This is a genomic window from Acinetobacter gerneri DSM 14967 = CIP 107464 = MTCC 9824 (assembly GCF_000368565.1).
Classification (GTDB): domain Bacteria; phylum Pseudomonadota; class Gammaproteobacteria; order Pseudomonadales; family Moraxellaceae; genus Acinetobacter; species Acinetobacter gerneri.
Window position 1 is genome coordinate 376,854 of the sequence record NZ_KB849542.1, and the last position, 22,197, is coordinate 399,050.

At 37.1% G+C, this 22,197-nt stretch carries 22 protein-coding genes; 14 read left to right on the forward strand and 8 right to left on the reverse strand.

Going from position 1 to position 22,197, the window contains the following annotated elements; all coding sequences use genetic code 11:
* Positions 1-337: 337 nt before the first annotated feature.
* Together F960_RS07295 and icd are read right to left on the reverse strand one after the other, a co-directional pair.
* On the reverse strand, positions 338-619 hold the full coding sequence (locus F960_RS07295) for a hypothetical protein (RefSeq protein WP_004861518.1): 282 nt from the start codon (positions 617-619) through the stop codon (positions 338-340).
* Between the two features lie 192 nt (positions 620-811).
* Positions 812-2,065, reverse strand: coding sequence for an NADP-dependent isocitrate dehydrogenase (gene icd, locus F960_RS07300; RefSeq protein ID WP_004861520.1), 1,254 nt, complete (start codon positions 2,063-2,065; stop codon positions 812-814).
* A 211-nt stretch (positions 2,066-2,276) separates the two neighbouring features.
* On the opposite strand from icd, the gene F960_RS07305 reads away from it, so the two are divergent.
* The gene (locus F960_RS07305) at positions 2,277-3,056 is read left to right on the forward strand and encodes a pseudouridine synthase (RefSeq protein WP_004861521.1); all 780 of its coding nucleotides are present in this window, start codon (positions 2,277-2,279) and stop codon (positions 3,054-3,056) included.
* Between the two features lie 209 nt (positions 3,057-3,265).
* Positions 3,266-3,661 (forward strand): hydroxyphenylacetyl-CoA thioesterase PaaI, encoded by a 396-nt coding sequence (gene paaI, locus F960_RS07310; protein ID WP_004861524.1) that lies wholly within the window; start codon positions 3,266-3,268, stop codon positions 3,659-3,661.
* Positions 3,662-3,738: 77 nt separating this feature from the next.
* Here paaI and F960_RS07315 read toward each other — a convergent pair whose 3' ends face one another.
* Entirely contained in the window at positions 3,739-5,442 is a 1,704-nt protein-coding gene (locus F960_RS07315) for a M61 family metallopeptidase (protein ID WP_004861525.1), read from the reverse strand.
* A gap of 184 nt (positions 5,443-5,626) precedes the next feature.
* Here F960_RS07315 and F960_RS07320 point away from each other — a divergent pair, with 184 nt between their 5' ends.
* The 5 genes from F960_RS07320 (at position 5,627) to F960_RS07340 (ending at position 11,140) form a co-directional block, all read left to right on the forward strand.
* Positions 5,627-6,925, forward strand: coding sequence for a D-alanyl-D-alanine carboxypeptidase PBP6B (locus tag F960_RS07320; RefSeq protein WP_035374005.1), 1,299 nt, complete (start codon positions 5,627-5,629; stop codon positions 6,923-6,925).
* A gap of 103 nt (positions 6,926-7,028) precedes the next feature.
* Entirely contained in the window at positions 7,029-8,324 is a 1,296-nt protein-coding gene (locus F960_RS07325) for an NAD(P)/FAD-dependent oxidoreductase (RefSeq protein WP_004861531.1), read from the forward strand.
* A 135-nt stretch (positions 8,325-8,459) separates the two neighbouring features.
* Positions 8,460-8,951: an FKBP-type peptidyl-prolyl cis-trans isomerase gene (locus tag F960_RS07330; protein WP_004861532.1), complete on the forward strand. Its 492-nt coding sequence runs from the start codon at positions 8,460-8,462 to the stop codon at positions 8,949-8,951.
* A gap of 85 nt (positions 8,952-9,036) precedes the next feature.
* On the forward strand, positions 9,037-10,455 hold the full coding sequence (locus tag F960_RS07335; RefSeq protein WP_004861533.1) for a cryptochrome/photolyase family protein: 1,419 nt from the start codon (positions 9,037-9,039) through the stop codon (positions 10,453-10,455).
* 61 nt (positions 10,456-10,516) lie between these two features.
* On the forward strand, positions 10,517-11,140 hold the full coding sequence (locus F960_RS07340; protein WP_004861536.1) for a glutathione S-transferase family protein: 624 nt from the start codon (positions 10,517-10,519) through the stop codon (positions 11,138-11,140).
* On the opposite strand, the gene F960_RS07345 is transcribed toward F960_RS07340, so the two are convergent.
* The 3 genes from F960_RS07345 to yaaA all read right to left on the reverse strand — a co-directional run bounded on the left by F960_RS07345 (position 11,137) and on the right by yaaA (position 13,851).
* A complete protein-coding gene (locus F960_RS07345; protein ID WP_004861540.1) occupies positions 11,137-11,781 on the reverse strand; it encodes an HD domain-containing protein in 645 nt (214 codons plus the stop codon). The genes F960_RS07340 and F960_RS07345 overlap by 4 nt on opposite strands.
* A gap of 71 nt (positions 11,782-11,852) precedes the next feature.
* Positions 11,853-12,950, reverse strand: coding sequence for a hypothetical protein (locus tag F960_RS07350; RefSeq protein ID WP_004861542.1), 1,098 nt, complete (start codon positions 12,948-12,950; stop codon positions 11,853-11,855).
* A gap of 127 nt (positions 12,951-13,077) precedes the next feature.
* Positions 13,078-13,851: a peroxide stress protein YaaA gene (yaaA, locus tag F960_RS07355; protein WP_004861544.1), complete on the reverse strand. Its 774-nt coding sequence runs from the start codon at positions 13,849-13,851 to the stop codon at positions 13,078-13,080.
* A gap of 125 nt (positions 13,852-13,976) precedes the next feature.
* Here yaaA and F960_RS07360 point away from each other — a divergent pair, with 125 nt between their 5' ends.
* Both F960_RS07360 and F960_RS07365 read left to right on the forward strand, forming a co-directional pair.
* On the forward strand, positions 13,977-14,609 hold the full coding sequence (locus F960_RS07360; RefSeq protein ID WP_004861547.1) for an alpha/beta hydrolase: 633 nt from the start codon (positions 13,977-13,979) through the stop codon (positions 14,607-14,609).
* 145 nt (positions 14,610-14,754) lie between these two features.
* Positions 14,755-15,810, forward strand: coding sequence for a DUF2157 domain-containing protein (locus tag F960_RS07365; protein ID WP_004861549.1), 1,056 nt, complete (start codon positions 14,755-14,757; stop codon positions 15,808-15,810).
* Between the two features lie 22 nt (positions 15,811-15,832).
* Here F960_RS07365 and rtcR read toward each other — a convergent pair whose 3' ends face one another.
* Positions 15,833-17,428 (reverse strand): RNA repair transcriptional activator RtcR, encoded by a 1,596-nt coding sequence (rtcR, locus tag F960_RS07370; RefSeq protein WP_004861551.1) that lies wholly within the window; start codon positions 17,426-17,428, stop codon positions 15,833-15,835.
* Between the two features lie 170 nt (positions 17,429-17,598).
* Between rtcR and F960_RS07375 the strand changes: the two genes are divergently transcribed.
* From F960_RS07375 to F960_RS07390, 4 genes are all read left to right on the forward strand, one after another.
* Positions 17,599-17,853: a hypothetical protein gene (locus F960_RS07375; protein WP_004861554.1), complete on the forward strand. Its 255-nt coding sequence runs from the start codon at positions 17,599-17,601 to the stop codon at positions 17,851-17,853.
* 614 nt (positions 17,854-18,467) lie between these two features.
* The gene (locus F960_RS07380; protein ID WP_373855017.1) at positions 18,468-19,640 is read left to right on the forward strand and encodes an RtcB family protein; all 1,173 of its coding nucleotides are present in this window, start codon (positions 18,468-18,470) and stop codon (positions 19,638-19,640) included.
* 4 nt (positions 19,641-19,644) lie between these two features.
* Positions 19,645-20,004, forward strand: a complete 360-nt coding sequence (locus tag F960_RS07385; RefSeq protein ID WP_004861560.1) for a hypothetical protein — start codon at positions 19,645-19,647, stop codon at positions 20,002-20,004.
* A 37-nt stretch (positions 20,005-20,041) separates the two neighbouring features.
* On the forward strand, positions 20,042-20,503 hold the full coding sequence (locus F960_RS07390; RefSeq protein WP_004861563.1) for a DIP1984 family protein: 462 nt from the start codon (positions 20,042-20,044) through the stop codon (positions 20,501-20,503).
* A 274-nt stretch (positions 20,504-20,777) separates the two neighbouring features.
* Here F960_RS07390 and F960_RS07395 read toward each other — a convergent pair whose 3' ends face one another.
* Positions 20,778-20,963, reverse strand: a complete 186-nt coding sequence (locus F960_RS07395; protein ID WP_004861565.1) for a hypothetical protein — start codon at positions 20,961-20,963, stop codon at positions 20,778-20,780.
* Positions 20,964-21,040: 77 nt separating this feature from the next.
* Here F960_RS07395 and rtcA point away from each other — a divergent pair, with 77 nt between their 5' ends.
* The gene (gene rtcA, locus F960_RS07400) at positions 21,041-22,075 is read left to right on the forward strand and encodes an RNA 3'-terminal phosphate cyclase (RefSeq protein ID WP_004861567.1); all 1,035 of its coding nucleotides are present in this window, start codon (positions 21,041-21,043) and stop codon (positions 22,073-22,075) included.
* The last annotated feature ends 122 nt before the right edge of the window (positions 22,076-22,197 follow it).

The following is a 22,197-nucleotide window of genomic DNA, read 5'->3' on the forward strand; positions in this document are numbered from 1 at the left end:
TTGTTAAATTGGAATATGCCAATAATCAACCACAGTAATTTTAAGTCCTCTCCAACTTTGCTTTTAATGATTCACTGTAAGCCCAGTTTTTAGGTTCCAATAGGCAAATGAGGATTCTTTTATAAATTTCCCCTCATTCTAACCTTCTCCTAAAAGAAGAAGGGGTTTACTATTTTCGACTTGAGAGAAATCTAATATCAAAAGCCACTCTCCCTAACCCTTTTCTTTGGCTCGAAATGAGAATGCTCTCAGCTTTTACTTTAACCATAATATGTATCAAAAAAAATGACTTAGAGTAAAAAATGAGTAAGACGCGGTAAATAGAGTCTTTCTTGTACTAGGCAATCACTTTCCAATGCGAGCCGATTTGTACAAAGTCTGGCAATTTATCACTGTGAAATACATTATTTTCATTATCGACCGCAAATCCTGAAGCACTAAGTTCGCCATTAGAATTTATATTTTCAAAAAAACTAAACTCTCCCAAAACCGCAGATAAAGCTGTAGAGTTTGTGATCACTTTTTTTAAAGCATGATTTGGATCAAGTTCACTGATTTGTATGGCTTTACACTCACCATTTAACTCTTTTCCATCTAGATTTATAAAAGAAAATTTCATGATTAACTAGCCATTATTTAAGTATTAATCAAAAATATATCACACTAATTTAGCCCATTTGCATAATTTTACAGAACTTAATGTTCCTATAAATAAATCCTTAAAAACCTTCATTAATTACTTCTTAGAAATATATATTTCAAAAAAATCTCGCTAAAAAGCGAGATGTTTAAAATGAATTTTCAATGAGGATTATTCCATATTTTCAATAATCGCATCCCCAAACTCAGAACAACGTAGCAAAGTTGCTCCTGGCATCAAACGTTCAAAATCGTAGGTCACCGTTTTTTTAGCAATCGCCCCTGAAACACCTTTGATAATCAAATCAGCTGCTTCAGTCCAGCCCATATCTCTTAGCATCATTTCGGCAGAGAGAATAATCGAACCCGGATTCACTTTATCTTGACCAGCATATTTTGGTGCTGTGCCATGTGTCGCTTCATAAACAGCGATAGCCCCACCAATATTTGCACCCGGTGCAATCCCAATTCCACCAACTTCCGCTGCCAAGGCATCAGAGATATAGTCACCGTTTAAGTTTAAGGTTGCAATGACTGAATAATCGGCAGGACGCATCAATATTTGCTGTAAAAAAGCATCCGCAATCACATCCTTAATGATGATGTCTTTGCCTGATTTTGGATTTTTGATTTTCACCCAAGGACCACCATCAATGAGCTCGCCGCCAAAACGATCGATGGCTAATTCATAGCCCCACTCTTTAAACGCGCCTTCGGTATATTTCATAATATTACCTTTGTGCACCAGTGTCACAGAGGGTTTATCATTATCTATCGCAAATTGGATTGCTTTGCGAACCAAACGCTGTGTCCCTTCTTTTGAGACAGGTTTAATGCCAATACCACAATTATCTTCAAAACGGATTTTGCTCACACCCATTTCTTCTTTTAAGAATTTAATCACTTTTTTGGCTTCAGGTGAGTCTGCTTTCCATTCAATTCCGGCATAAATATCTTCGGAATTTTCACGGAAAATAACCATATCTGTTAGCTCAGGATGCTGTACTGGTGATGGTACACCTTCAAACCAACGTACTGGACGGACACAGACATATAGATCTAATTCTTGGCGTAAAGCAACATTTAAAGAACGAATCCCGCCCCCCACTGGCGTCGTTAATGGACCTTTAATTGAAATGACAAATTCACGTAAAACTTCAAATGTTTCTTCTGGCATATAAGTGCCATAAATTTTATCGGCTTTTTCACCGCAATACACTTCCATCCACTCAATTGAGCGCTTACCACCGTATGCTTTTAAGATTGCAGCATCCACTACTTTTTTCATTGTAGGTGTAATATCAACACCAATGCCATCCCCTTCAATAAAAGGAATAATTGGATGATTTGGAACATTTAATGATAAATCAGCATTTACCGTAATTTTACTACCGTCCACAGGTATAACTATTTTCTGATAACCCATTGTGCAGATTCTCCTTTTTATAGCTTTTATGACTTATTTTTTACGACAAATTTAAAAAAAATTGTCAATTAACATTACTTTCATCTGTAGTTAACGCATAATATTCTAATCTAAGATTTCGTGATTTTTGATTTATATGAAAAATAACCACATTTTGCATATAAATAGATCACAATGTTTGCAGTTTATTTAAGTTTAAGAAGCTTTTTTTATGAAAATTGTCATCCTGAACAAACCTTATGATGTGCTCTCCCAGTTTCGCGAAGATGATGCTCATTTAACGGTTTCTCATTTCGTCCATGATCCTGATTTACGTATTGCGGGACGCTTGGATCTTGATTCAGAAGGTTTAATGTTCTTGACTGATCACGGTGGCCTAAACCAATTTATTACCAACCCTGCCAGTAAAAAATATAAAACCTATCTAGCCCAAGTTGATGGTGATATCACTGAAGAAGCCCTTGAAAAATTGCGTCAAGGGGTCGAGTTGAACGATGGTTTAACTTTACCTGCTAAAGTGCAAAAAGTAGATGAACCAGAATGGCTCTGGGAACGTGATCCTCCTGTACGTTATCGCGCCAATATTCCAACATCTTGGGTCGAAATCCAAATTTGTGAAGGTCGTAACCGTCAAGTTCGTCGTATGACTTCAACTGTTGGTTTTCCGACTTTACGTTTGATTCGTACTCGTATTGGTTCAATTGATCTCATCCAACTGGCTTTACAACCGGGTGAACAAACAGAAATCGAACCTTTGCTTTATCCAGATTTTAAAGACCTGCCTGAAGATAAACCTTATCGTTCACGTTCTTATGTTAAAAAACCGGGCGGTACTGGTGGCAAACCAATGCAACGTAAGGACAAAGACGGCAAACCTAAAAAATCAGGAACTAAACGTATTTGGCAAATGGATGAAAGTGAAAAACCACGTCGTAAGACTAACGGTACTACTCGTCCAAATACAAAAAGTCGCGGTCGCCGCGCCCGTTAAGGATTTAAACCTCTAATTTAAGATGGCTTGAATATCTATCCCGTTCATCGCATTAGCCTCAAAAAAAGCTCGTAGAAATACGGGCTTTTTTATGTGAATAGTACAAATTTTATTAGAAATATCGCTTGAACACAGTACAAGAATAATGCTATTTATGATTCAATAATTTTAATTATTATTTTTTTATGTATCAATAAAAGGACTTTTCAATGGATCGGACGCATATCCAAAACTTATTTAAACAAGATCATTTGATGCAACAGCTTGAAGCCAGTCTCATCGACTGCAATGATCATTATGCAAAAGTCGCATTCACTGTCAAAGAGCAACATACTCAAGGGCACGGCACATGCCACGGCGGAGTGATTTTTACTCTTGCTGATGGAGCATTTGCCATGGCTTGCAATACTGAAACCGCATCAGTCGGTCAACATTGTACGATTAGTTATCTAAAGCCAGGTAAAATCGGTGATACCTTAACAGCGACTGCTATTTTTAAAGCTCCGAGTGGCCGCTCTGAAATTTATGACATCACAGTAACCAATCAACATGATGAAATCATTGCTGAATTTAGAGGAATTTCACGAATGGTGGGTGGGAAATAATTTTTATTTTCATGGTTTAAAAATAAAAAATCGGGTTAAACTTAATGATTAGTTTAACCCGATCTATTTTCAAAAAATTAAGCTTTTAACCAAGTATCCGCTTTTTCTTGATCAGTAACTTTCAATTCTACAGTCACTAACTCTGTTTCTCCAGCAGACAATTCGAACTGTAAAAACTCGTCTCTTCGGAATGCATAAACTTGGAAAGTTCCTGATTGTTTAGCATATTTATTAAACAATTTTTCAGTGGCTTTTAACCCATCAATCGCAACAATAACATCATTTGCAGACAATCCTGATTTTGCCCCTGCTCCATCACGACGTGCTTGTTGAACCAATAAACCTTCTGGTTTTTCAACAACTTTCAAACCAAATGGCAAAGTCTTCTCTTGTTTCAAGTTATAGCTTAAACCAAATTCAGGCAATAACTGGTCTAAAGGTAATTCATCTGTTGTATTGATCAAATGATTGATTTGTTCAATCCATTTTTGTCCTGTCAATGCTTCACAAAGATCAAAAATAGTACGCTCATTGACCTGTTTTCCAGCCTGAGCATCTTGGTATAGACGACGCATCAAATCATCTAAACTCGAACCTTTCAGACGTAAACCCAAGTCCAAACAAAGTGCCACTAAAGCACCTTTATTATAGTAACTTGTGCCCGCGTTATTGGTATTTTCATCTGGACGATAAAATTTTACCCATGCGTCAAAGCTTGACTCTGCAACGGTCTGCACAAAACGTCCCGGATTTTGCAAATAACGGTCGATTTGCCCTTTGATCAATTTTAGATATGAATCTTGTGAAATCACACCACTACGATACAAAATCAAATCATCATAATAAGAAGTAAAACCTTCGAAGATCCACAATAAAGAGGTATAGCCTTCCTTATCTAAATCATAATTGACGAAATTTTCAGGGCGAATAAATTTAACCAACCAAGAATGAAAATATTCATGGCTACACAACCCTAAAAAGCGTTGATAATCTTCTGAAGGCTCAGCAGGTTCATCCGCTTTAGGGAGATCACTTCGTGGTGAAATCAAGCTTGTGCTGTTTGGGTGTTCAAGCCCACCATAACTATTGGCTGTTGCCATCGTCATAAAGGTATAGTTTGAAAATGGTGCAGAACCAAACATTGAAATTTCGGTTGAACAAATTTTTTCAATGTCTTGTTTCATACGCTCGCCATTCATGCTGTGCGTACCTGAAACGACAAACTCGTGTGGGATGCCGTTTGCTTCAAAACTAAAACGCGTTTGTTCTGCCAATTCGACTGGACTATCAATCAACTGTGCATAGTTATCTGCTTTTAATGTAAAGCGTCCTTTGACCAAACTTTTATGAGGAAGTCCAGTTGCAATTTGGAAATGTTTTAGCTCTTGCGGCAAAAATAGCTCTAATTCAATCGGCGCATCTTCTTGATCTTGCAATCCTAAACAAACACAAGCAGGATTGAGATATAAACGAGTTTGATCGACATAAGCGCCACGTACGGATAAGTCATAGGCATAAACATCATATTCAACAGTGATCAGCTCATGATCTGTATTGAACAAACGCCATTTATTTTTTTCGAATTTGCTCATCTGTAACTGACGCCCAGCTTCATCATAAGCGTTGACAGATTCGATGTGCTTAGAAAATTCACGGATCAAATAACTGCCGGGAATCCAAGTTGGGAGGGATAAAATCTGTGTAGGGTTCGCCAAAAAACGTAAAGTTACGTGAACTAAATGCTGACGATAATCGTCAAATTCGATCTGATAATGCAACATAATTCGTAATCAAAATGGTAAAAATGGTCTTAACAATTAGATTAGCATTTTTTTACACAGTCATGTGATCTGTGTCGCTTTTAGCAACAAATCTTAGTAGATTCACAAAAAAAAAAGGCATAGGATTCGCACTACTCTACTAACCGTCAAGTTGGCCATAGGATTGGCATAAGGTGTTTAAAAGTTGAAAATCTTCACTTACATGATTGCATTACTCAGCATTCTATGTTCCACGCTGGTGAATGCAGCGTTACTCAATATTGACCCAGCAACTGTTGAAGCAAAATCATGGGCAATTCTCGATTCGAATTCTGGTCAAACCATTGCCGAATTTAATAGTCATGAACAGCGTGCCCCAGCTTCATTAACAAAAATGATGGTGGCTTACATCACACTCAAAGAAATCCAAGCTGGACATTTAAAGAAAAGTGAAATCATCACAGCTACTCCTGTCGTAAACATGGTGCAGTGGGATGAATCACAGATGTATTTAAAACCGGGTGAACAGATTTCCATGGATCAGTTGATTGCTGGCTTGATCGTCATGTCGGCTAATGATGCAGCTGTGACTTTGGCAAATCGTATCTCTGGTAGCGTGCCTGCATTCGTCGCTCGTATGAATCAAGAAGCTCAAGCACTTGGCATGAAAGACACCCATTTCACCAATCCTGCGGGTGTCACTATGGATAGTCATTATTCTTCAGCGCATGACTTGGCGATTTTGGCTTCACATGTGGTAAAAGAAACACCTGATTATTTACACTATTCAATCTTACCAAGCTTTAGTTATAACCAACGTTTTCATCATGCAACCAATCTGGTTTTAAAAGAAGATGCCAGTGTTGATGGTCTTAAAACAGGATTTACCAAAGCTGCTGGATATAATTTAGCATTGACGGCACATCGCCCTACTGGCATGGCAGAGTTACCAGAACGTCGCTTGATTGTCGTTGTTATGGGTACAGAAAGTGCTGCAAAACGTGCTGAAGTTGCACATCGCCTGCTCAATCTTGCTTATGCCTATACTCGTGATGAAGTTGCGATCAAAGATAAACAATTGATTGCTGAATTGCCTGTGATCAAATCTGCTTTGAAAATGTTTAAAGTCGAAGCGAAGAGCCCTCAAATCGTGACCACTTCACTTTATAACAACCCAAGCCCAATCAATGTACAAACTTTTGATAATATCAATCATAAAGTCATCTTAGATCAAAATGGTCTTAGCTCAGTGATTGAGCCCTTACAAAGCGCCAATATTCACATGAATGTTGAAGTGAATGAGAATGCGCTTACTGCTCCTCTTGCTCAAGTTATGCAATTGGCGAAAGTACATGTTTATCAAAATGACCAACTGATCCAAACTTTAAATATTGAAGATGATGTACAAATCAAAGAAGCTAATATTTTTGAACGCTTTTTTATGTGGATTAAAGCATTGTTCTCGAGCTCAAAAAGCGAATTAAAGATATATCCTTTGAGTTAACATTTTATAGAAAAAATGTTAAGAACACAGCATTTTTATGGTTTTCCAATTTAAAGATGGCATATTAAGCCATCTTTTTTTTATTGAATATAATGGAAAGTCTATGAGCGATCTTCATCATATTGTGATTGTTGGTGGCGGTGTTGCAGGTCTGGAACTCGCGACTCAACTAGGTGATACCTTTGCAAAACATAAAAAAGCGAAAATCACTTTAGTTGACCAAAAGCTAACTCATCTGTGGAAGCCTCTTTTACACGAAGTTGCAGCTGGGACTATGAATGCACATGATGAAGAAACTAACTATTTAGCTCATTCTGCAAAACACCATTATGAGTTTGTACTTGGTACATTTACAAAACTAGATCGTGAACACAAAACCATTGAATTACAGATCAAGACGCCATCAAAAAATGAAAATCTAAGTGATCGAAAAACTTTGCACTATGACACACTTATTTTAGCAATCGGATCTATTTCCAATGACTTCAATACTGAAGGAGTAAAACAATATTGCCATTTCCTCGATAGTCGCAATCAAGCAGATGTTTTCCATCAAGATATTTTGCAATATTACTTAGATGCCCAACAATCAACTGATGTAGAAACACCTCAAGAACTACATATTGGAATCATTGGAGCTGGAGCAACAGGAGTCGAACTTGCTGCTGAATTGGTTCAAACTAAAACCAATTTTCATCAATACGGCTTAAATAAAATCCATCCACAAAATGTCAAAATCACACTCATTGAAGGTGCTGAACGTATTTTACCTGCGCTATCCGAAACTATTGCTGAAAATACAATGAAGCAATTAAAACGCATGAAAATCGAAGTTCTTACGGCTTGTCGTGTCAAAAAAGTGGATGAAAACTTTATTTATATCAATGATGAACAAAAAATTCCTGCACAACTCAAAGTATGGGCTGCAGGTATTAAAACGCCTGATGTCATTGCCAATTTGGCTGATTTTCCAAAAGATAGAATGGGACGTATAGAAGTCTACGCGACTTTACAAAGCAAATTAGACCCGGATATTTTTGTGCTAGGTGACTGTGCTCATTGCGTACTCGATGCCAAAGAACCACCGCTCGGTCCACGTGCCCAAGTCGCAAGTCAGCAAGCTTCATTTATGGTGGATGCAATCAGCGCAAGATTGAATGGAAGCAAGCAACCGATGTTTAAATTTAGTGATAAAGGTTCACTAGTTTCATTGAGCAAAAATAAAGCTGTTGGTGAAATGATGGGACAAGTTCATGTGCAAGGTTTTATTGCCAAATCCATGTACGTTTCACTCTATCGTATGCACCAAGCCACAATTTACGGTTATACGCATGCGGGATTGTTGACTGCAAAAGATTTTGTTACACGAAAAATCGCGCCAAAAATAAAATTGCATTGAAATTTTAAAGGCTGTCCCCATTAATGAAAAAATCATCAAGAAAAAAGTTTATTTGCATAATTTGGTAATAAATACCTGCAAAAATTCGATTTTCACTTTATGATGTACCCCTAAAATATTAAATGGATCAATACAATGACCGATGCAACTGTAATTGCAAATGATCACGTGGTTTCTTTCCACTACACTTTAACAAACGCTGAAGGCGAAGTTCTTGATAAATCACAAGGTGAACCACTTGCATATTTGCATGGTGCAGGCAACATCATCCCTGGTTTAGAAAAATCGCTTGAAGGTAAAAAAGTTGGGGATAAATTTACTGTAAATGTTCCTGCTGCTGAAGGTTATGGCGAATACAATACTGATTTAGTTCAAGAAGTTCCAGCGCAAATGTTCCAAGGCGTTGAAAACATTGAGCCTGGTATGCAATTCCAAGCTCAAACTGATGACGGCGTACAAATCGTGACTGTTAAAGCAATCGAAGGCGACAACGTAATCGTTGATGCAAACTTCCCACTTGCTGGTCAAGATCTTACTTTTGAAGTTGAAATCGTTGAAATTCGTGAAGCTTCACCAGAAGAATTAGAGCATGGTCATGTTCACGGTGCTGGTGGTCATCACCACTAAGATCGTATGATCTCAAAAAGCAAAGTGCAAACTTTGCTTTTTTTATGTCTATTTTTTGATGAAGAATGATGTGAGGAGATAAATCGTGCAATTGGTCTGGTTTAGACAAGATTTACGCGTACATGATCATGCTGCACTCTGGCATGCCACACAAAACGATCAATGTGTTGCTTTGATCATCCTCTCACCTACTCAATGGCAAAAACATGATGATTGTGTCGATAAAATTGCGTTATATTTAAAACAAATAGAAGCCCTTAAAACTGAGCTAAATCACTTAAATATTCCATTGATCATTGAAACAATAGATCTCTGGGAAAATGTTGCTGAGCAAATCGAAAAACTATGTTTAAAATATGAAATAGCCAATGTTCATGCAAATATCGAACTTGGGCAAAATGAACTAAAGCGCGATAGCGAAGTACAAAACCAACTCAATACTTCTGGCAAAGACTTAATCCTCTACCATGATCGGACTTTATTTCCTGTTCAATCAATTCGAAATAAAAGTAATTTGCCCTATCAGGTTTTTGGTGCATTTAAAAAAGCATGTTATGAAAAACTTTCGATCAGTATTCCAAAATGCTATGCAAAACCCGAAGTACAACAGCCTGTCGAACTTGCGTTGAATGATGTTGTCCTGCCTAAAATAGAAGACATTTATCCCAATATTTCACATAAAAATCTCGCTGAGCAATGGTTTAGAACCGAAGAAAAAGCATTTGAATTATTAGATGAATTTATAGAGGATAAAGTACGACATTATCAGTTGGAACGTGACTTCCCCGCTCTAGATGCCAGTAGCCAACTTTCAACCTATCTAAATCTTGGTGTGATTTCTATACGTCAATGTATGCAGGCGCTTTTCCGTGCCCAACACGGTGACTTTTTTATAGAAAATACCGGACAACAAACGTGGTTAGATGAACTTTTGTGGCGAGAATTTTATCAACATATCCTTTTTGATTTTCCCCGAGTATCTAAAAATTTGCCTTTTAAAATAAATACATTAAAACTGAAATGGCAAAATAATGAAGCCCATTTTCAAGCTTGGAAATATGGTCAAACGGGTATTCCAATCGTCGATGCAGGAATGCGTCAAATGCTTGCTACAGGCTGGATGCATAATCGAGTTCGTATGATCGTCGCGATGTTTTTATCTAAAAACTTGCTTATAGATTGGCGTAAAGGCGAGCAATGGTTTATGCAAAATCTGATGGATGGTGACTTGGCTGCCAATAACGGCGGATGGCAATGGTGTGCTTCTACTGGTACTGATGCTGTTCCATATTTTAGGATATTCAATCCTGTTAGCCAGTCAGAACGATTTGATAAAAATGGTGATTATATTCGCCAGTGGCTACCTGAACTTAGTGCCTTGGATGCAAAAACTATCCATGATCCCTATGCGAAAAACCCGAATATCGTTTTAGATTATCCACGGCCTATTGTTGACTTAAAAGCAACACGGCAAGCTGCTATTGAAGCTTTTAAAAGCATATAATTTTACAATGCAGACAACCGCAAATTTAGTCTAAAAATCGCTTTAAAAATAAGGAAATTTCATGTTAAAAGTACTCGGTCGTTCAGACTCAATCAATGTTCGTAAAGTGCTCTGGCTATGTGATGAACTCAACATTGAATATGACCGTGAAGACTGGGGACGTGGATTTCGATCACCCAAAGAAGCAGAATTTATCAAACTCAATCCCAATGCAACCATTCCCGTCATCATTGATGCAGATCTAGTACTTTGGCAATCTAACAGCATTATTCGTTACTTAGCTAATCAATATCAAGGACAGGCACTCTATCCCGAGACAGCGAAACCACGCGCTCTGATTGATCAATGGATGGATTGGCAGGCGCTAGAGCTGAATCATAGCTGGACCTATGCCCTCATGAATCTATTTAGAAAGTCGCCTGATCATCAAGATCCGAATTTGGTTAAAAAGAGTATAAATGCGTGGACTGAGAATATGGGTATTTTGGATGAGCAGTTAGCTAAAACTGGGGCATATATTATTGGCGACCAATTTACTCTGGCTGATATCCCTCTAGGACTTTCTGTACAACGCTGGTATTTAACGCCATTTGAAAAAACTGAGTTTCACCATGTGAAAAAATATTATGAGTTACTCAGTCAACGTGCTGCATATATGAAATGGGGCAATAACGGGCAAAATTAGTTGATTTTCCCCTTGAATGTATTGAGTACTTTAGCAAGATTTGATTTTGCTTTTTGCTCTAATTTTTCTCTAAAATATGCAGTCTGATACAAAGGCTGCATCGTATAGAAGTGCTGTAAAACCTCTGCTCTTTTCACATGATATATCTCAGGCTCAACCCAAGCATATTCCTGTTGGATTTGTTGCTCATATTCGACAAATCGCGTGGCATCAGCCGCTAAAATCGCAAGATCAATATCGAGTAAATAATTTAAGTCTTGTTGTGTAGAGGCTTTGTGTTGTTTAGTAGCGATGATCCAACTATAGGCTTTTTCAAGTTCAATTTCACTTAAAAATTCTGCACAAAGATTTTGCATTTGAATCGCACTTTGCTCCTCATTATCCTGCGCCTGAGGTTGATAAATAAAATCATGAAACCAAATCGCGATTTGAAATGTTCTTTTATCCTCTATGTGGTCTTTGACCATTTCATAAAGTTCAAGACATTCTACGATATGCTGGTAAGTATGGTAAAAACGCTGCGGCTGCGAATAGGCATGTATTAAAGTTTGTAAAATATGATGAGTTTTTTCACTATTTAATCCAAGAGAATATGCAAAATTTAGCCAATATTCTTTAAAAATCATTTGTGTATTATTCATTTTAAATCACCTTAAAAAGAGAGTTTTAAAATACAATTCAATTTAAATCTCAAGCAAATTCAGTCATCTCATTAGAGACTCAAATTTCGGTTAAAGACCCAAAATTGATTATTTTTTTCATTTCGATCGACCATTGGATACATCACCACCGCATAAGCACCATGCTTTGTTTTATTTATTGCTGAAATAATAATACGTTCATTGTCGATCTCTAACACCGATCCATCAAGTAAATTGCGATAGCCTTTTATATTTTTACTATAATAAAATTCAAGTAAATGATCGCCTTGTATAGTCATCCAACCATTGCCAAACTCAGTATTGAATTGGATCACGACGATATCTTCTGTAATATTTTTAGCCCGCCAAGTGTTGTAAATCGGGTCAGTAAATTCAATTAAATCTGTTCGCTTGCACTCATGATCTGGCGAAATTGTTTGCACAAATATAGTGTTCTTATCATGGCATAAAATATATGAATTTTCTTCAAAACTTAAACTGATAATTTCAGAAAAATTCTTTTGAGTAACTTGAATAAAGCGTTGCTTTAATACTTTTCCATTGCTATCAATCTCTCGATGATTCCATGATTTTCCATCGATTGCGAGTAAATGAATTTGATTATTTTGCATAACGATCGAATTTGTTCTTGGTAATTCAAGTTTGATATTTTTCTTTTTATTGACAGCATTATTTTTAAAATCAATGATTAACAATTTATCAGGCTTTGTATCAGACCAGATATCATGGTGAAAAAAAACCGCATGCTGTTGTGTTGTTCCGATAAAATCGCCGACAAAAGGACGATTTGCTTTAGGCGTATCTACATGTCCTCTATTGAAAAGAGGAATTGAAATTTCTAAATCTTTATCTGGATCATAAGGCTGAATTGAAATGTAATTTTGTTGATCAGGACTTAGAAATAATGTGGGTAAAATACCGTCATTTTCAACAAAACTTTGCATATGCCCTTCGACATCAATCACACAATAAACGAGGTCATAACTTTCATTTTCGTGGTAATAATTTAAAGCGATTATTGTTCCATTATTCGTTTCAATACTATCGCGAACTGCAAGCTCAGTCAGATTGGTCAAATGACTTAAAACACCTAGAGAATGCTTTGTAATTGTTAATTTAAATAATTCTTTTTGTTTAATATTATCCATTTTATTGAACTCTAATTATCGTAATGTTCATCGTAGCGCTGTTTATTTTTACCGTGATCTTTAAAGCAAAACGGCTATGAAATCACAACCGTTTTATAACATTTGCAATGAATTTTAAAAAAAAAATTTATTGCTCGTCACGCTTAAATACCAACTCGCCTGCAAGAGAGCTTGCCGCATCAAAATAGTAACCATCCGTATTAAACGATTTCAGATCGTCAATACTGCTCAACTGATTTTCAATCATAAAGCGCGCCATCAAACCACGGGCTTTCTTCGCATAGAAACTAATCACTTTATATTTACCATTTTTTTGATCTAAAAAGACAGGCTTGATGATCTCTGCTTTGATCTTGCTTTCTTTGACGGATTTATAATATTCATCAGAAGCAATATTCACCAAAACATTCGAACCCGCTTGTTCAAGATCTTCATTGATTAGATTGGTGATGATATCTCCCCAAAATTCATAAAGATTATGCCCTCTAGGATTTTCAAGTCGAGTACCCATTTCCAAACGATAAGGCATCATCAAATCAAGTGGGCGCAACAGACCATATAAACCTGAAAGCATACGTAAATGTTTTTGTGCAAATTTAAAGTCTTTTTCATCTAAATGATAAGCATCTAAACCCGTATAAACATCACCTTTAAAGGCAAAAATTGCTTGACGGGCATTTGATAAATCAAAATCTGAATCCCAGTCTCTAAAACGCTCTACATTTAAATTGGCGATTTTTTCACTGACGCTCATCAAACTGGCGATTTGACTAGCAGATAGTTTACGACTTACGTCTATAAGCTGTTGCGATTGTTGCAACAGTCTTGGTAAAGTGTGCTCGTCAGTGGGAAGTGTCGATTGATAATCGAGAGTCTTAGCGGGGGAAATTAGGGCTAACATGTACCACCTGGTCAAAAAATAATTAATCAGACTATATCAGTAGGAATATTTTAATTCCAATTCGTGTTTTTGTTGAACATAATCGGTAAACTATACACTCTCCCCCGCAAATATTCGTTTAAATTATGTCCGAACAAATGTTCATTCATGGTCCTGTGGGCAAAATCGAAGTTTTTGTCGATTATCCTCAAGGCGAAGTGAAAGGTTTTGCTGTTGTCTGTCATCCGCATCCACTGCAAGGTGGTACTCCTCAACATAAAGTTCCTGCATTGCTTGCTCAAATCTTCCTTGAACAAGGTTTAGTCGTTTATCGTCCAAGCTTTCGTGGTTCTGGTCAAAGTGAAGGTGTACACAATGAAGGCTTTGGCGAAACTGAAGATATATTAACAGTCATCCAACATGCCCGTGAATTACACAAAGGTTTAAGCTTTTATGCGGGTGGTTTTAGTTTTGGTGCACATGTGATGGCGAAGTCTTATCACAGTCTTCCTGACGAACTTAAACCTAAGCAATTGATTTTATGCGGTTTACCAACTGCGACTGTAGATGGTGTGCGTCACTATGAAACACCTGCGATCAAAGGTGATATTTTATTTGTGCATGGTGAAGCTGATCCGACTACATTGTTGTCAGATGTGATTGCTTGGGCAAAACCACAGCGCCATATTATTACGGTATTGCCAGGTGCAAATCATTTCTTTACTGGATATTTAAAACAATTACGTGTCGCAATTTCACGTTTTTTACTTGTTGAATAATCCAATAAAATATTGAAATATCTAGGATAGTGATCGCTTGATGACTATCCTTTTTTGATGATTATTTTTAGCTCAACTCTTGCTTATTATCTCTGAACACTTTTATATTAGTTCAACATAATGATAATAATGTTGAGTTAATTTTATGCAATTCAATAAAAAACAAGGTTTATTTTTAACAAAAACCATTCAAGACTGGCAAGCTCAAGGAATTATTTCTCCTGAAACAGCCGATACATTGTCCAGTAGTTTTAAAATACGTCCTTTTGACTGGGCTAGACTCGCCAAATATTCGTTTTGGATCTCAATCATCTGTGCAGTGATTGCTGTTGCAGCAATCTTGCTAGACGAAATGTTGATGGAATTGTTACAACGTCTATTTCATTCTTCAGGGCTCGTACCTTGTATTATTTTTAGTATTTTATCAGTAGTCACCTATATACTCGCCTTTAAAAGACGGAAAAAATTCCCTGAAAAAACTTTTAGTAATGAAGCTATTATTTTTATCGGGGTATTATTTACCGCAGCAGCAGTCGCATTTTTTGGAAAATTCATCGATACAGGTAGTGGGCATTATTCGCTACTCTTTCTCTTATCTACTGTGATCTATGCGGTTATTGCATTTTGTTTTCCGTCTCGATTGGTTTGGATTTTTTGCTTATTGTCTCTAGGGGCTTGGTTCGGGACAGAAACGGGCTATATGTCTGGATCAGGCGCATATTTTTTAGGGATGAATTATCCTCTGCGCTTTATCTTATTTGGGGCAGTATTGGTTGCGCTAAGTTTCACGTTCAAACCTCGTGCTTTTTTAAATGAATTTTCACACTCTACATATGTGATAGGGCTACTCTACTTATTTATTGCCTTGTGGATTTTATCTATATTTGGCAATTATTCAGACCTCGACACTTGGCGTGAAGTTCCTCAATATCAGTTGGCACTATGGGGAATTTTGTTTGCTGCTGTCGCGTTAGTTACGATTTTTTATGGCTTAAAATATGACGATGCCACTTCACGTGGCTTTGGCATCACATTTTTATTTATCAATTTATATACTCGCTATTTTGAATACTTTTGGGATCATACCCATAAAGCGATATTTTTCATCATACTTGCTGTTTCATTTTGGCTAATTGGACGTTATGCCGAAAAGATTTGGAATTTAGAATTTTCAAGTTTAGAAAATTTAAAGCAAAAATGATTTTCTCTGTGCTTTGGGATGATCAAGCTTGTAAATCATCCCATTTCACTCCAAATTTCGCTAAATATTTTTTCACACGATCGCTATCATTGGTGCTCTGTCGCTCTACTCTTGATACTGAAAATAAACGTCTTCCTGCATCTGCCATAGATTTGGATTGTCGACAAATTTGAATAACCCCTTCCAACTGTATACGATCAAATTCATCCAATTTTTCTAATTGTTCTTCACTTAATATTTCATCTAAATTTGAATTTTTCTTTTCTGAGTGATCTTGTGCCCAGATATTTTTTAAACGCAGAATTTCAGCATCTACCTCTTTTAAACCGATATATAAACCTTCAGTTAAGGTCGCCATACGGGTCACACTTGCTGCAAGATCACGGAAATTACCTTGCCAAGTGGCATGCAGTGACTGTGCAAATTTTAGATATTTTTCTAAAGCATCACTATGAAAACGCAATTGTCTTTGATGCACATTGGCAAAACGATGTAATTCAAATTCTACATTGGGTGCAATATCCTCAGTACGATCTTTTAAACTGGGTAGGAAAAATGTCCAAGTATTTAAACGCGCCCATAGATCCTCACGGAAACGTCCAGCTTGCACTTCCTTACGCAAATCTTTATTTGTTCCTGCAATCAATTGAAAATCAGCAAAAACTTCCTGATCACTACCCACAGGGAAAAAGCTTTTATCTTCTAAAGCTTTTAGCAACATGGCTTGCTCATCCAAACCAAGCTCACCGATTTCATCCAAAAACAAAATACCGCCATCGGCACTTTTCAGCAAACCAGTACGTGCTGAAACTGCGCCAGTAAATGCCCCTTTGTGATGTCCAAATAAAGTCGACATCGCACTATCACCAATCAGCGTCGCACAGTTTACATCGACAAAACGACCAGTTAAATGAAACTTATCTTTTTTCAATGTATAGATTTGCTTGGCTAAATGCGACTTGCCCACACCTGTTGCCCCCATGATTAAAATAGGTGCATTAGAGCGTGTTGCGACCAATTCAACTTCTTGGATCAGCGCATTAAAAGCAGAGTTTTTGGTGGCAATTTGTGATTTTAATTGTTGCCAATTCTCATTTTTTTCTCGTTCAAAACGCTGAGTTAAAGCGGCATATCGTGATAAATCTAAGTCAATAATACGATATTCTCCCTCAGGCTGTTGCTTGCCTGTAGGCGAACTTTGGATCAATTTTGCAGGTAAATAATGTGCATCTATCAGCAAATACCAACAAATCTGTGCAACATGCGTCCCCGTTGTAATATGCAATAAATAATCATAATGATCTGTATCAAACTGATAGCTTTTTACAAAATCGTATAGCGCCCCATACATATCCGAAAAATCCCAAGCGTCTCGAATATTGACTTTCACGCCTTGTATTTGGGTTTGAGGAGATATTTCCAAAGCATCTTTTTTTAAATGATTGACGAGACTGTGACTACGCTTGTCATGCAATAACACCATTTCATCAATGATCAAATCATCATGCATAAGCAAACTCAGCGTTGGTCGCCATCTTTGCCAACGATCTGGTTTTGTGCCTTGGTCTAAGGTAGAGCCTACAAATCCGATCACCACTGTTTTTTTAGATTTTTGCATTTTCTATAAATCTATAAAATTTTATATTTACTGAACCATACTATATCTAATTTTATTCAAAAATTAATTACAACTTGGCTTTTATTTATGTATTGCATAATTTTTAATCTTCATTTAAATTAAAATTTCAAAATAAGCAAAGACAGGTGTCAGTCTTTAAAACGCATATCATGTCTATTCAAGTCCAAGTCCTTCATGACGACCTTGATCTCGCTTTAGAACAACTCCGCATCAAAAGTTATTACCTAACCACCCATCATTGGTATAAAAAATGCCATGACTACCATAACAAACCGCCGAGCAAAAGCCGTAAAAAAACCGATATGAAACTACTTATCGGTCATAGCCAAGTATTAGCTGATGATCCATTGGCACAGCGTTTAAAGATTCATCTTGAGGATTATTATCAAGTTACCAACGACTAGGATCATTACAAAGTTATTAAGATTCATTTTTTAAATCATGCACAGGGAGAAGCAATTCTCCCTGTGCTAACCTCTTTATACCTAGTCTCTTTACACCCAATCTTTTTATACTAAGTTCGAATAAGCTCATTTAGCGTATAAAAATATGCTGCATTAATGAGGATTTATCCTTGTCTCTTTCATTCGCTCTATCTGCTATGTTTCTATGCTTATTTCACAATTAAGCTATGTAAGCTTTTTATGCTCAATCACCTGCGAGGCATTTCATTTATATAAAAATATATAAAATAAGATAGTTTTATATATTTATTTATATTTAATTTTTTATAATTTTATCTAACGAATTCATTTTAAAAATTGGATTTAATTTTTATTTAAATAAATATCAATATTTTATAAAATAATTTACAGCTTAAAACCAAACTTGGCACGCTCTCTGCTATATACCTTGCATACATCATTGGATGTATTTACAACACCTGCCTGCAAACGCTTGGCAGGCAGGTTTAGAAAAGGAACATAAAATGTTGACTATTGAAAAGCAGATCGAAAAACAAAACTTAAATGATCGTTCTTATAACGTGATTCAAGACACTCAAGGCGTCCCTGTAAAAATGTGGACCAAAGGTATTCCTGTAGATGAAAAATCACAACAACAACTTTTAAAAACTGCGCAAATGCCTTTTATCTATAAATGGATGGCAGTGATGCCAGATGTACATGTAGGAATCGGAGCAACGATCGGAAGTGTGATCCCAACCAAAGGTGCGATTATCCCCGCTGCTGTCGGCGTTGATATCGGCTGCGGTATGATGGCGGCACGTACGAGTTTAACAGCATCAGATTTGCCTGATAATTTGTATGCCCTACGTACAGAATTGGAACGTCTAATTCCACACGGGATGACCAAAGGGCGTGGTCGTCGTGACCGAGGTTCTTGGGAAAATACTCCTGAACGCGTCGATCAAGAATGGGCAGGCTTAGTTAAAGATTTTGAATATATTTGTGAGAAACATCCACGTTTAAAAAATACCAATAACCATAAACAGTTAGGGACTTTAGGTACAGGCAACCATTTTGTTGAGATCTGTTTGGATGAATATCAACAGGTTTGGATCATGTTGCATTCTGGTTCTCGTGGTGTAGGAAATGCGATCGGTAACCATTTTATTGAGCTTGCTCGTAAAGATATGCAAAAGCATTTTATTAACTTACCAGATAAAGATTTGGCATATTTGGTTGAGGGTACAGAATACTTTGATGATTACTGGTTTGCTGTGGGTTGGGCGCAGCGCTTCGCCATGAAAAATCGTGAAGTGATGATGGAAGCAGCAGTTCAGGCGCTTCGCACGATCGTACCTAAAGCCTTTAATGCCAAAGTTGAAGCGGTAAACTGCCATCATAACTACGTGGATAAAGAAGAACATTTTGGTGAAGAAGTTCTTGTTACTCGTAAAGGTGCTGTGCGTGCCCGTTTAGGTGAATATGGGATTATCCCAGGCTCAATGGGTGCAAAATCATTTATCGTACGTGGTAAAGGAAACCAAGACTCATTCTGTTCTTGTTCACATGGTGCTGGTCGTGTATTTAGCCGAACTGAAGCAAAAAAACGCTTCACTGTTGAGGATCAAATTGCACAAACAGAAGGTGTGGAGTGCCGTAAAGATGCAGCCGTAATTGATGAGATCCCATCTGCATATAAATCGATTGAAGATGTGATGAAAGCACAAAGTGATTTAGTTGAAGTCGTGTATACGCTTCGTCAAGTGGTCTGTGTAAAGGGGTGATAAGATGACTTTATTTTTTCCATTACAGCTCGAATCTATTCAACTTGTTGAAGGTGGAATTTACCTTTCACCAAACAATACAGGTTTACTTCAAGCGATAAAAATACTAAAACTTGATGAATTTGGTGTTCATATCAGCATCTATTCAAATCAATATTTGGATTTTCCAAAAGATATAGATGAAGATACATTAACTTTTGGTCAATTCGATGCAAATGATGAGACAGTAAGCGTAGGACATTTGCCTATTTCTTACCAAACTTTTCAAGCATATACACCACTCTTTGTTCAAACATCAACTGTAAAAGAAGAAGAGTTAGACGGTTATAATATTTGGCTTGATGCAAATGGCGGATATTTTTAAATTTAAATCAAATACGCAAATAAATTAGGAAAATAAAATGAAACTCGCAGAAGCTTTACTCCTTCGAAGCGATCAAAAAACCAAGATTGCTTCATTAAAAAAACGTATCAATAATAACGTATTGGTGCAAGAAGGCGATGAACCTTCTGAAAACCCAAATGAATTGCTGAAAGAAGTTTTTGCCTTAATCGGTCAATCAGAACGCTTAATTTATGCAATTCATCAAACCAATGCGAAAGCAACATTGGCAGATGGTCGCTCACTCCTTGAGTTACTCACCAAGCGTGATGAACTCGTGGAACGACATAAAATACTGATCAGTGCGATAGCCAATACTCACCACGAACCAGATCGTTATAGTTCCCGTGAGATCAAATGGCATAAGGTCATTGCTGTATCAAGCTTGCAAAAGCAAGCTGATGATATCAGCGCAAAATTGCGAGACCTCAACGTACTGATTCAATCAAACAATTGGCAAATTGATTTACTTGAAGTTTAAAAAATTTATAAGTTTCGGCTTATAATCCAGTTTGAACATACTGGGCGAGTACAAGATCCTTTACTCCCACAACACAGGATTGAAAATAATGTGTAGTGGTCCTGAAGCGAACGGGCTAGCTAAATCCTTTTACAATTTAGTCCAGCACAAAGTACCTTTTAAAACTTTGTTAAAAGCAAAGTCACAACTGACTTAGCACTACCGTGTACTGACAGTATGTTCACCTTATTCAATCGCTTATTTTATAAGTATGGTTTAGATTCATGTAAGAAAATTAAATTTCCAATTCTTGATACATGACAATCCACACCATCAAAACGTTATAAATATCAGCTATCACGACAAGGCAGGATGCCGTCCGTTGGGCAAGGGTTACAGGGATGTAGCCCATTTGTCCAACAAAGACTTTTGCTTCTTTTGGTCTGACAAAAGAAGGATTTAATTGCCTACGCAGATCCATTTAAACCCTAATGGTAAATTGAGGCTGTATGAAAACTTATTCTAAATTTTATAATCTTTAAATATCGCGAAATTACAATGAACACGTTATTAAAAAAACCAACCATCCAAATTGATAGTTCAATTGGCGAAGGAGGCGGACAAATCCTACGTACCGCCCTCGCCTTATCCATGATTACAGGACAAGCTTTCGAGCTACAAAACATCCGCGCTGGACGAAAAAAACCAGGGCTTATGCGCCAACATCTCGTCTGTGTAAATGCTTCACAGCAGATCAGCCACGCTGAAACACGTGGTGCAGAGCTGCATTCACAAAATCTGTATTTTGCACCACAACAAATTCAATCTGGTCGATATGATTTTCATATTGGCTCAGCAGGTAGCACGACATTGCTTTTGCAAACGATTTTACCTGCCCTGATGATTCAGAACCATCCAAGTACGATCAGCATCCACGGCGGGACACACAACCCACTCGCGCCTTCGGCTGATTTTATCGAACACTGCTTTATTCCTGCGCTGAATGAAATAGGTATCGAAATGGCTATCGAGACTGAACGTGCAGGCTTTTTCCCGATTGGTGCAGGACAGATCAATGTAAAAATTATCCCATGGAAAAATCCTGCATTTTACTCAAAACTGTCACGCGGAAAACTAATGAGTCTGAGCGCTTTTGCTGCTGCGCTCAACATTCCTCACGATATCGCAACACGAGAACTTGAGGTCTTAAGCAATCGTCTGGAACTCACAACACAGAAACAACTGTACCCTCAAGGTATCAGTCAGGGAAATAGTGCATTTGTGCTTGCTGAATTTGAACAACATATTCAAGTATTTTCTGCGCTTGGAGAAAAGCGTAAAAGTGCTGAAAATGTTGCTAAAGATCTGGCAAAAGATGTAAAAAATTATCTCAATTCAGATGCCATTGCAGACGAGTACCTAGCAGACCAACTTCTACTACCTTTAGCCCTTGGTAAAGGTGGAGAATTTACTGCACAAGTGATCAGCGAACACACACGTACTCAGGCCATGTTGATTGAACGTTTTTTAGATTGTGAAATCATTTTTCATGAAAATGCCGAACATTGCAGCAAAATACAGGTCAATGTTTAAATCTACGGAGTATTCCTGATCACAGGGAATACTTTTTATTATTTATACAGCTATGTAACCTTAAATATTTTCAATCTAAGAGCAGTATTCTTCTAAATATATTATTTATAAAGTATTTTAAA

Excerpts from the sequence above, each read along its gene's own strand:
- rtcA (WP_004861567.1), top strand. The coding sequence starts at position 21,041 with ATGAACACGTTATTAAAAAAACCAACCATCCAAATTGATAGTTCAATT.
- F960_RS07365 (WP_004861549.1), top strand. The coding sequence starts at position 14,755 with ATGCAATTCAATAAAAAACAAGGTTTATTTTTAACAAAAACCATTCAA.
- F960_RS07330 (WP_004861532.1), top strand. The coding sequence starts at position 8,460 with ATGACCGATGCAACTGTAATTGCAAATGATCACGTGGTTTCTTTCCAC.
- F960_RS07390 (WP_004861563.1), top strand. The coding sequence starts at position 20,042 with ATGAAACTCGCAGAAGCTTTACTCCTTCGAAGCGATCAAAAAACCAAG.
- F960_RS07295 (WP_004861518.1), bottom strand. The coding sequence starts at position 619 with ATGAAATTTTCTTTTATAAATCTAGATGGAAAAGAGTTAAATGGTGAG.
- F960_RS07360 (WP_004861547.1), top strand. The coding sequence starts at position 13,977 with ATGTCCGAACAAATGTTCATTCATGGTCCTGTGGGCAAAATCGAAGTT.
- F960_RS07375 (WP_004861554.1), top strand. The coding sequence starts at position 17,599 with ATGTCTATTCAAGTCCAAGTCCTTCATGACGACCTTGATCTCGCTTTA.
- F960_RS07395 (WP_004861565.1), bottom strand. The coding sequence starts at position 20,963 with ATGGATCTGCGTAGGCAATTAAATCCTTCTTTTGTCAGACCAAAAGAA.
- yaaA (WP_004861544.1), bottom strand. The coding sequence starts at position 13,851 with ATGTTAGCCCTAATTTCCCCCGCTAAGACTCTCGATTATCAATCGACA.
- F960_RS07350 (WP_004861542.1), bottom strand. The coding sequence starts at position 12,950 with ATGGATAATATTAAACAAAAAGAATTATTTAAATTAACAATTACAAAG.
- F960_RS07380 (WP_373855017.1), top strand. The coding sequence starts at position 18,468 with ATGTGGACCAAAGGTATTCCTGTAGATGAAAAATCACAACAACAACTT.
- rtcR (WP_004861551.1), bottom strand. The coding sequence starts at position 17,428 with ATGCAAAAATCTAAAAAAACAGTGGTGATCGGATTTGTAGGCTCTACC.
- F960_RS07315 (WP_004861525.1), bottom strand. The coding sequence starts at position 5,442 with ATGTTGCATTATCAGATCGAATTTGACGATTATCGTCAGCATTTAGTT.
- F960_RS07345 (WP_004861540.1), bottom strand. The coding sequence starts at position 11,781 with ATGAATAATACACAAATGATTTTTAAAGAATATTGGCTAAATTTTGCA.
- icd (WP_004861520.1), bottom strand. The coding sequence starts at position 2,065 with ATGGGTTATCAGAAAATAGTTATACCTGTGGACGGTAGTAAAATTACG.
- F960_RS07340 (WP_004861536.1), top strand. The coding sequence starts at position 10,517 with ATGTTAAAAGTACTCGGTCGTTCAGACTCAATCAATGTTCGTAAAGTG.
- F960_RS07325 (WP_004861531.1), top strand. The coding sequence starts at position 7,029 with ATGAGCGATCTTCATCATATTGTGATTGTTGGTGGCGGTGTTGCAGGT.
- F960_RS07385 (WP_004861560.1), top strand. The coding sequence starts at position 19,645 with ATGACTTTATTTTTTCCATTACAGCTCGAATCTATTCAACTTGTTGAA.
- paaI (WP_004861524.1), top strand. The coding sequence starts at position 3,266 with ATGGATCGGACGCATATCCAAAACTTATTTAAACAAGATCATTTGATG.
- F960_RS07305 (WP_004861521.1), top strand. The coding sequence starts at position 2,277 with ATGAAAATTGTCATCCTGAACAAACCTTATGATGTGCTCTCCCAGTTT.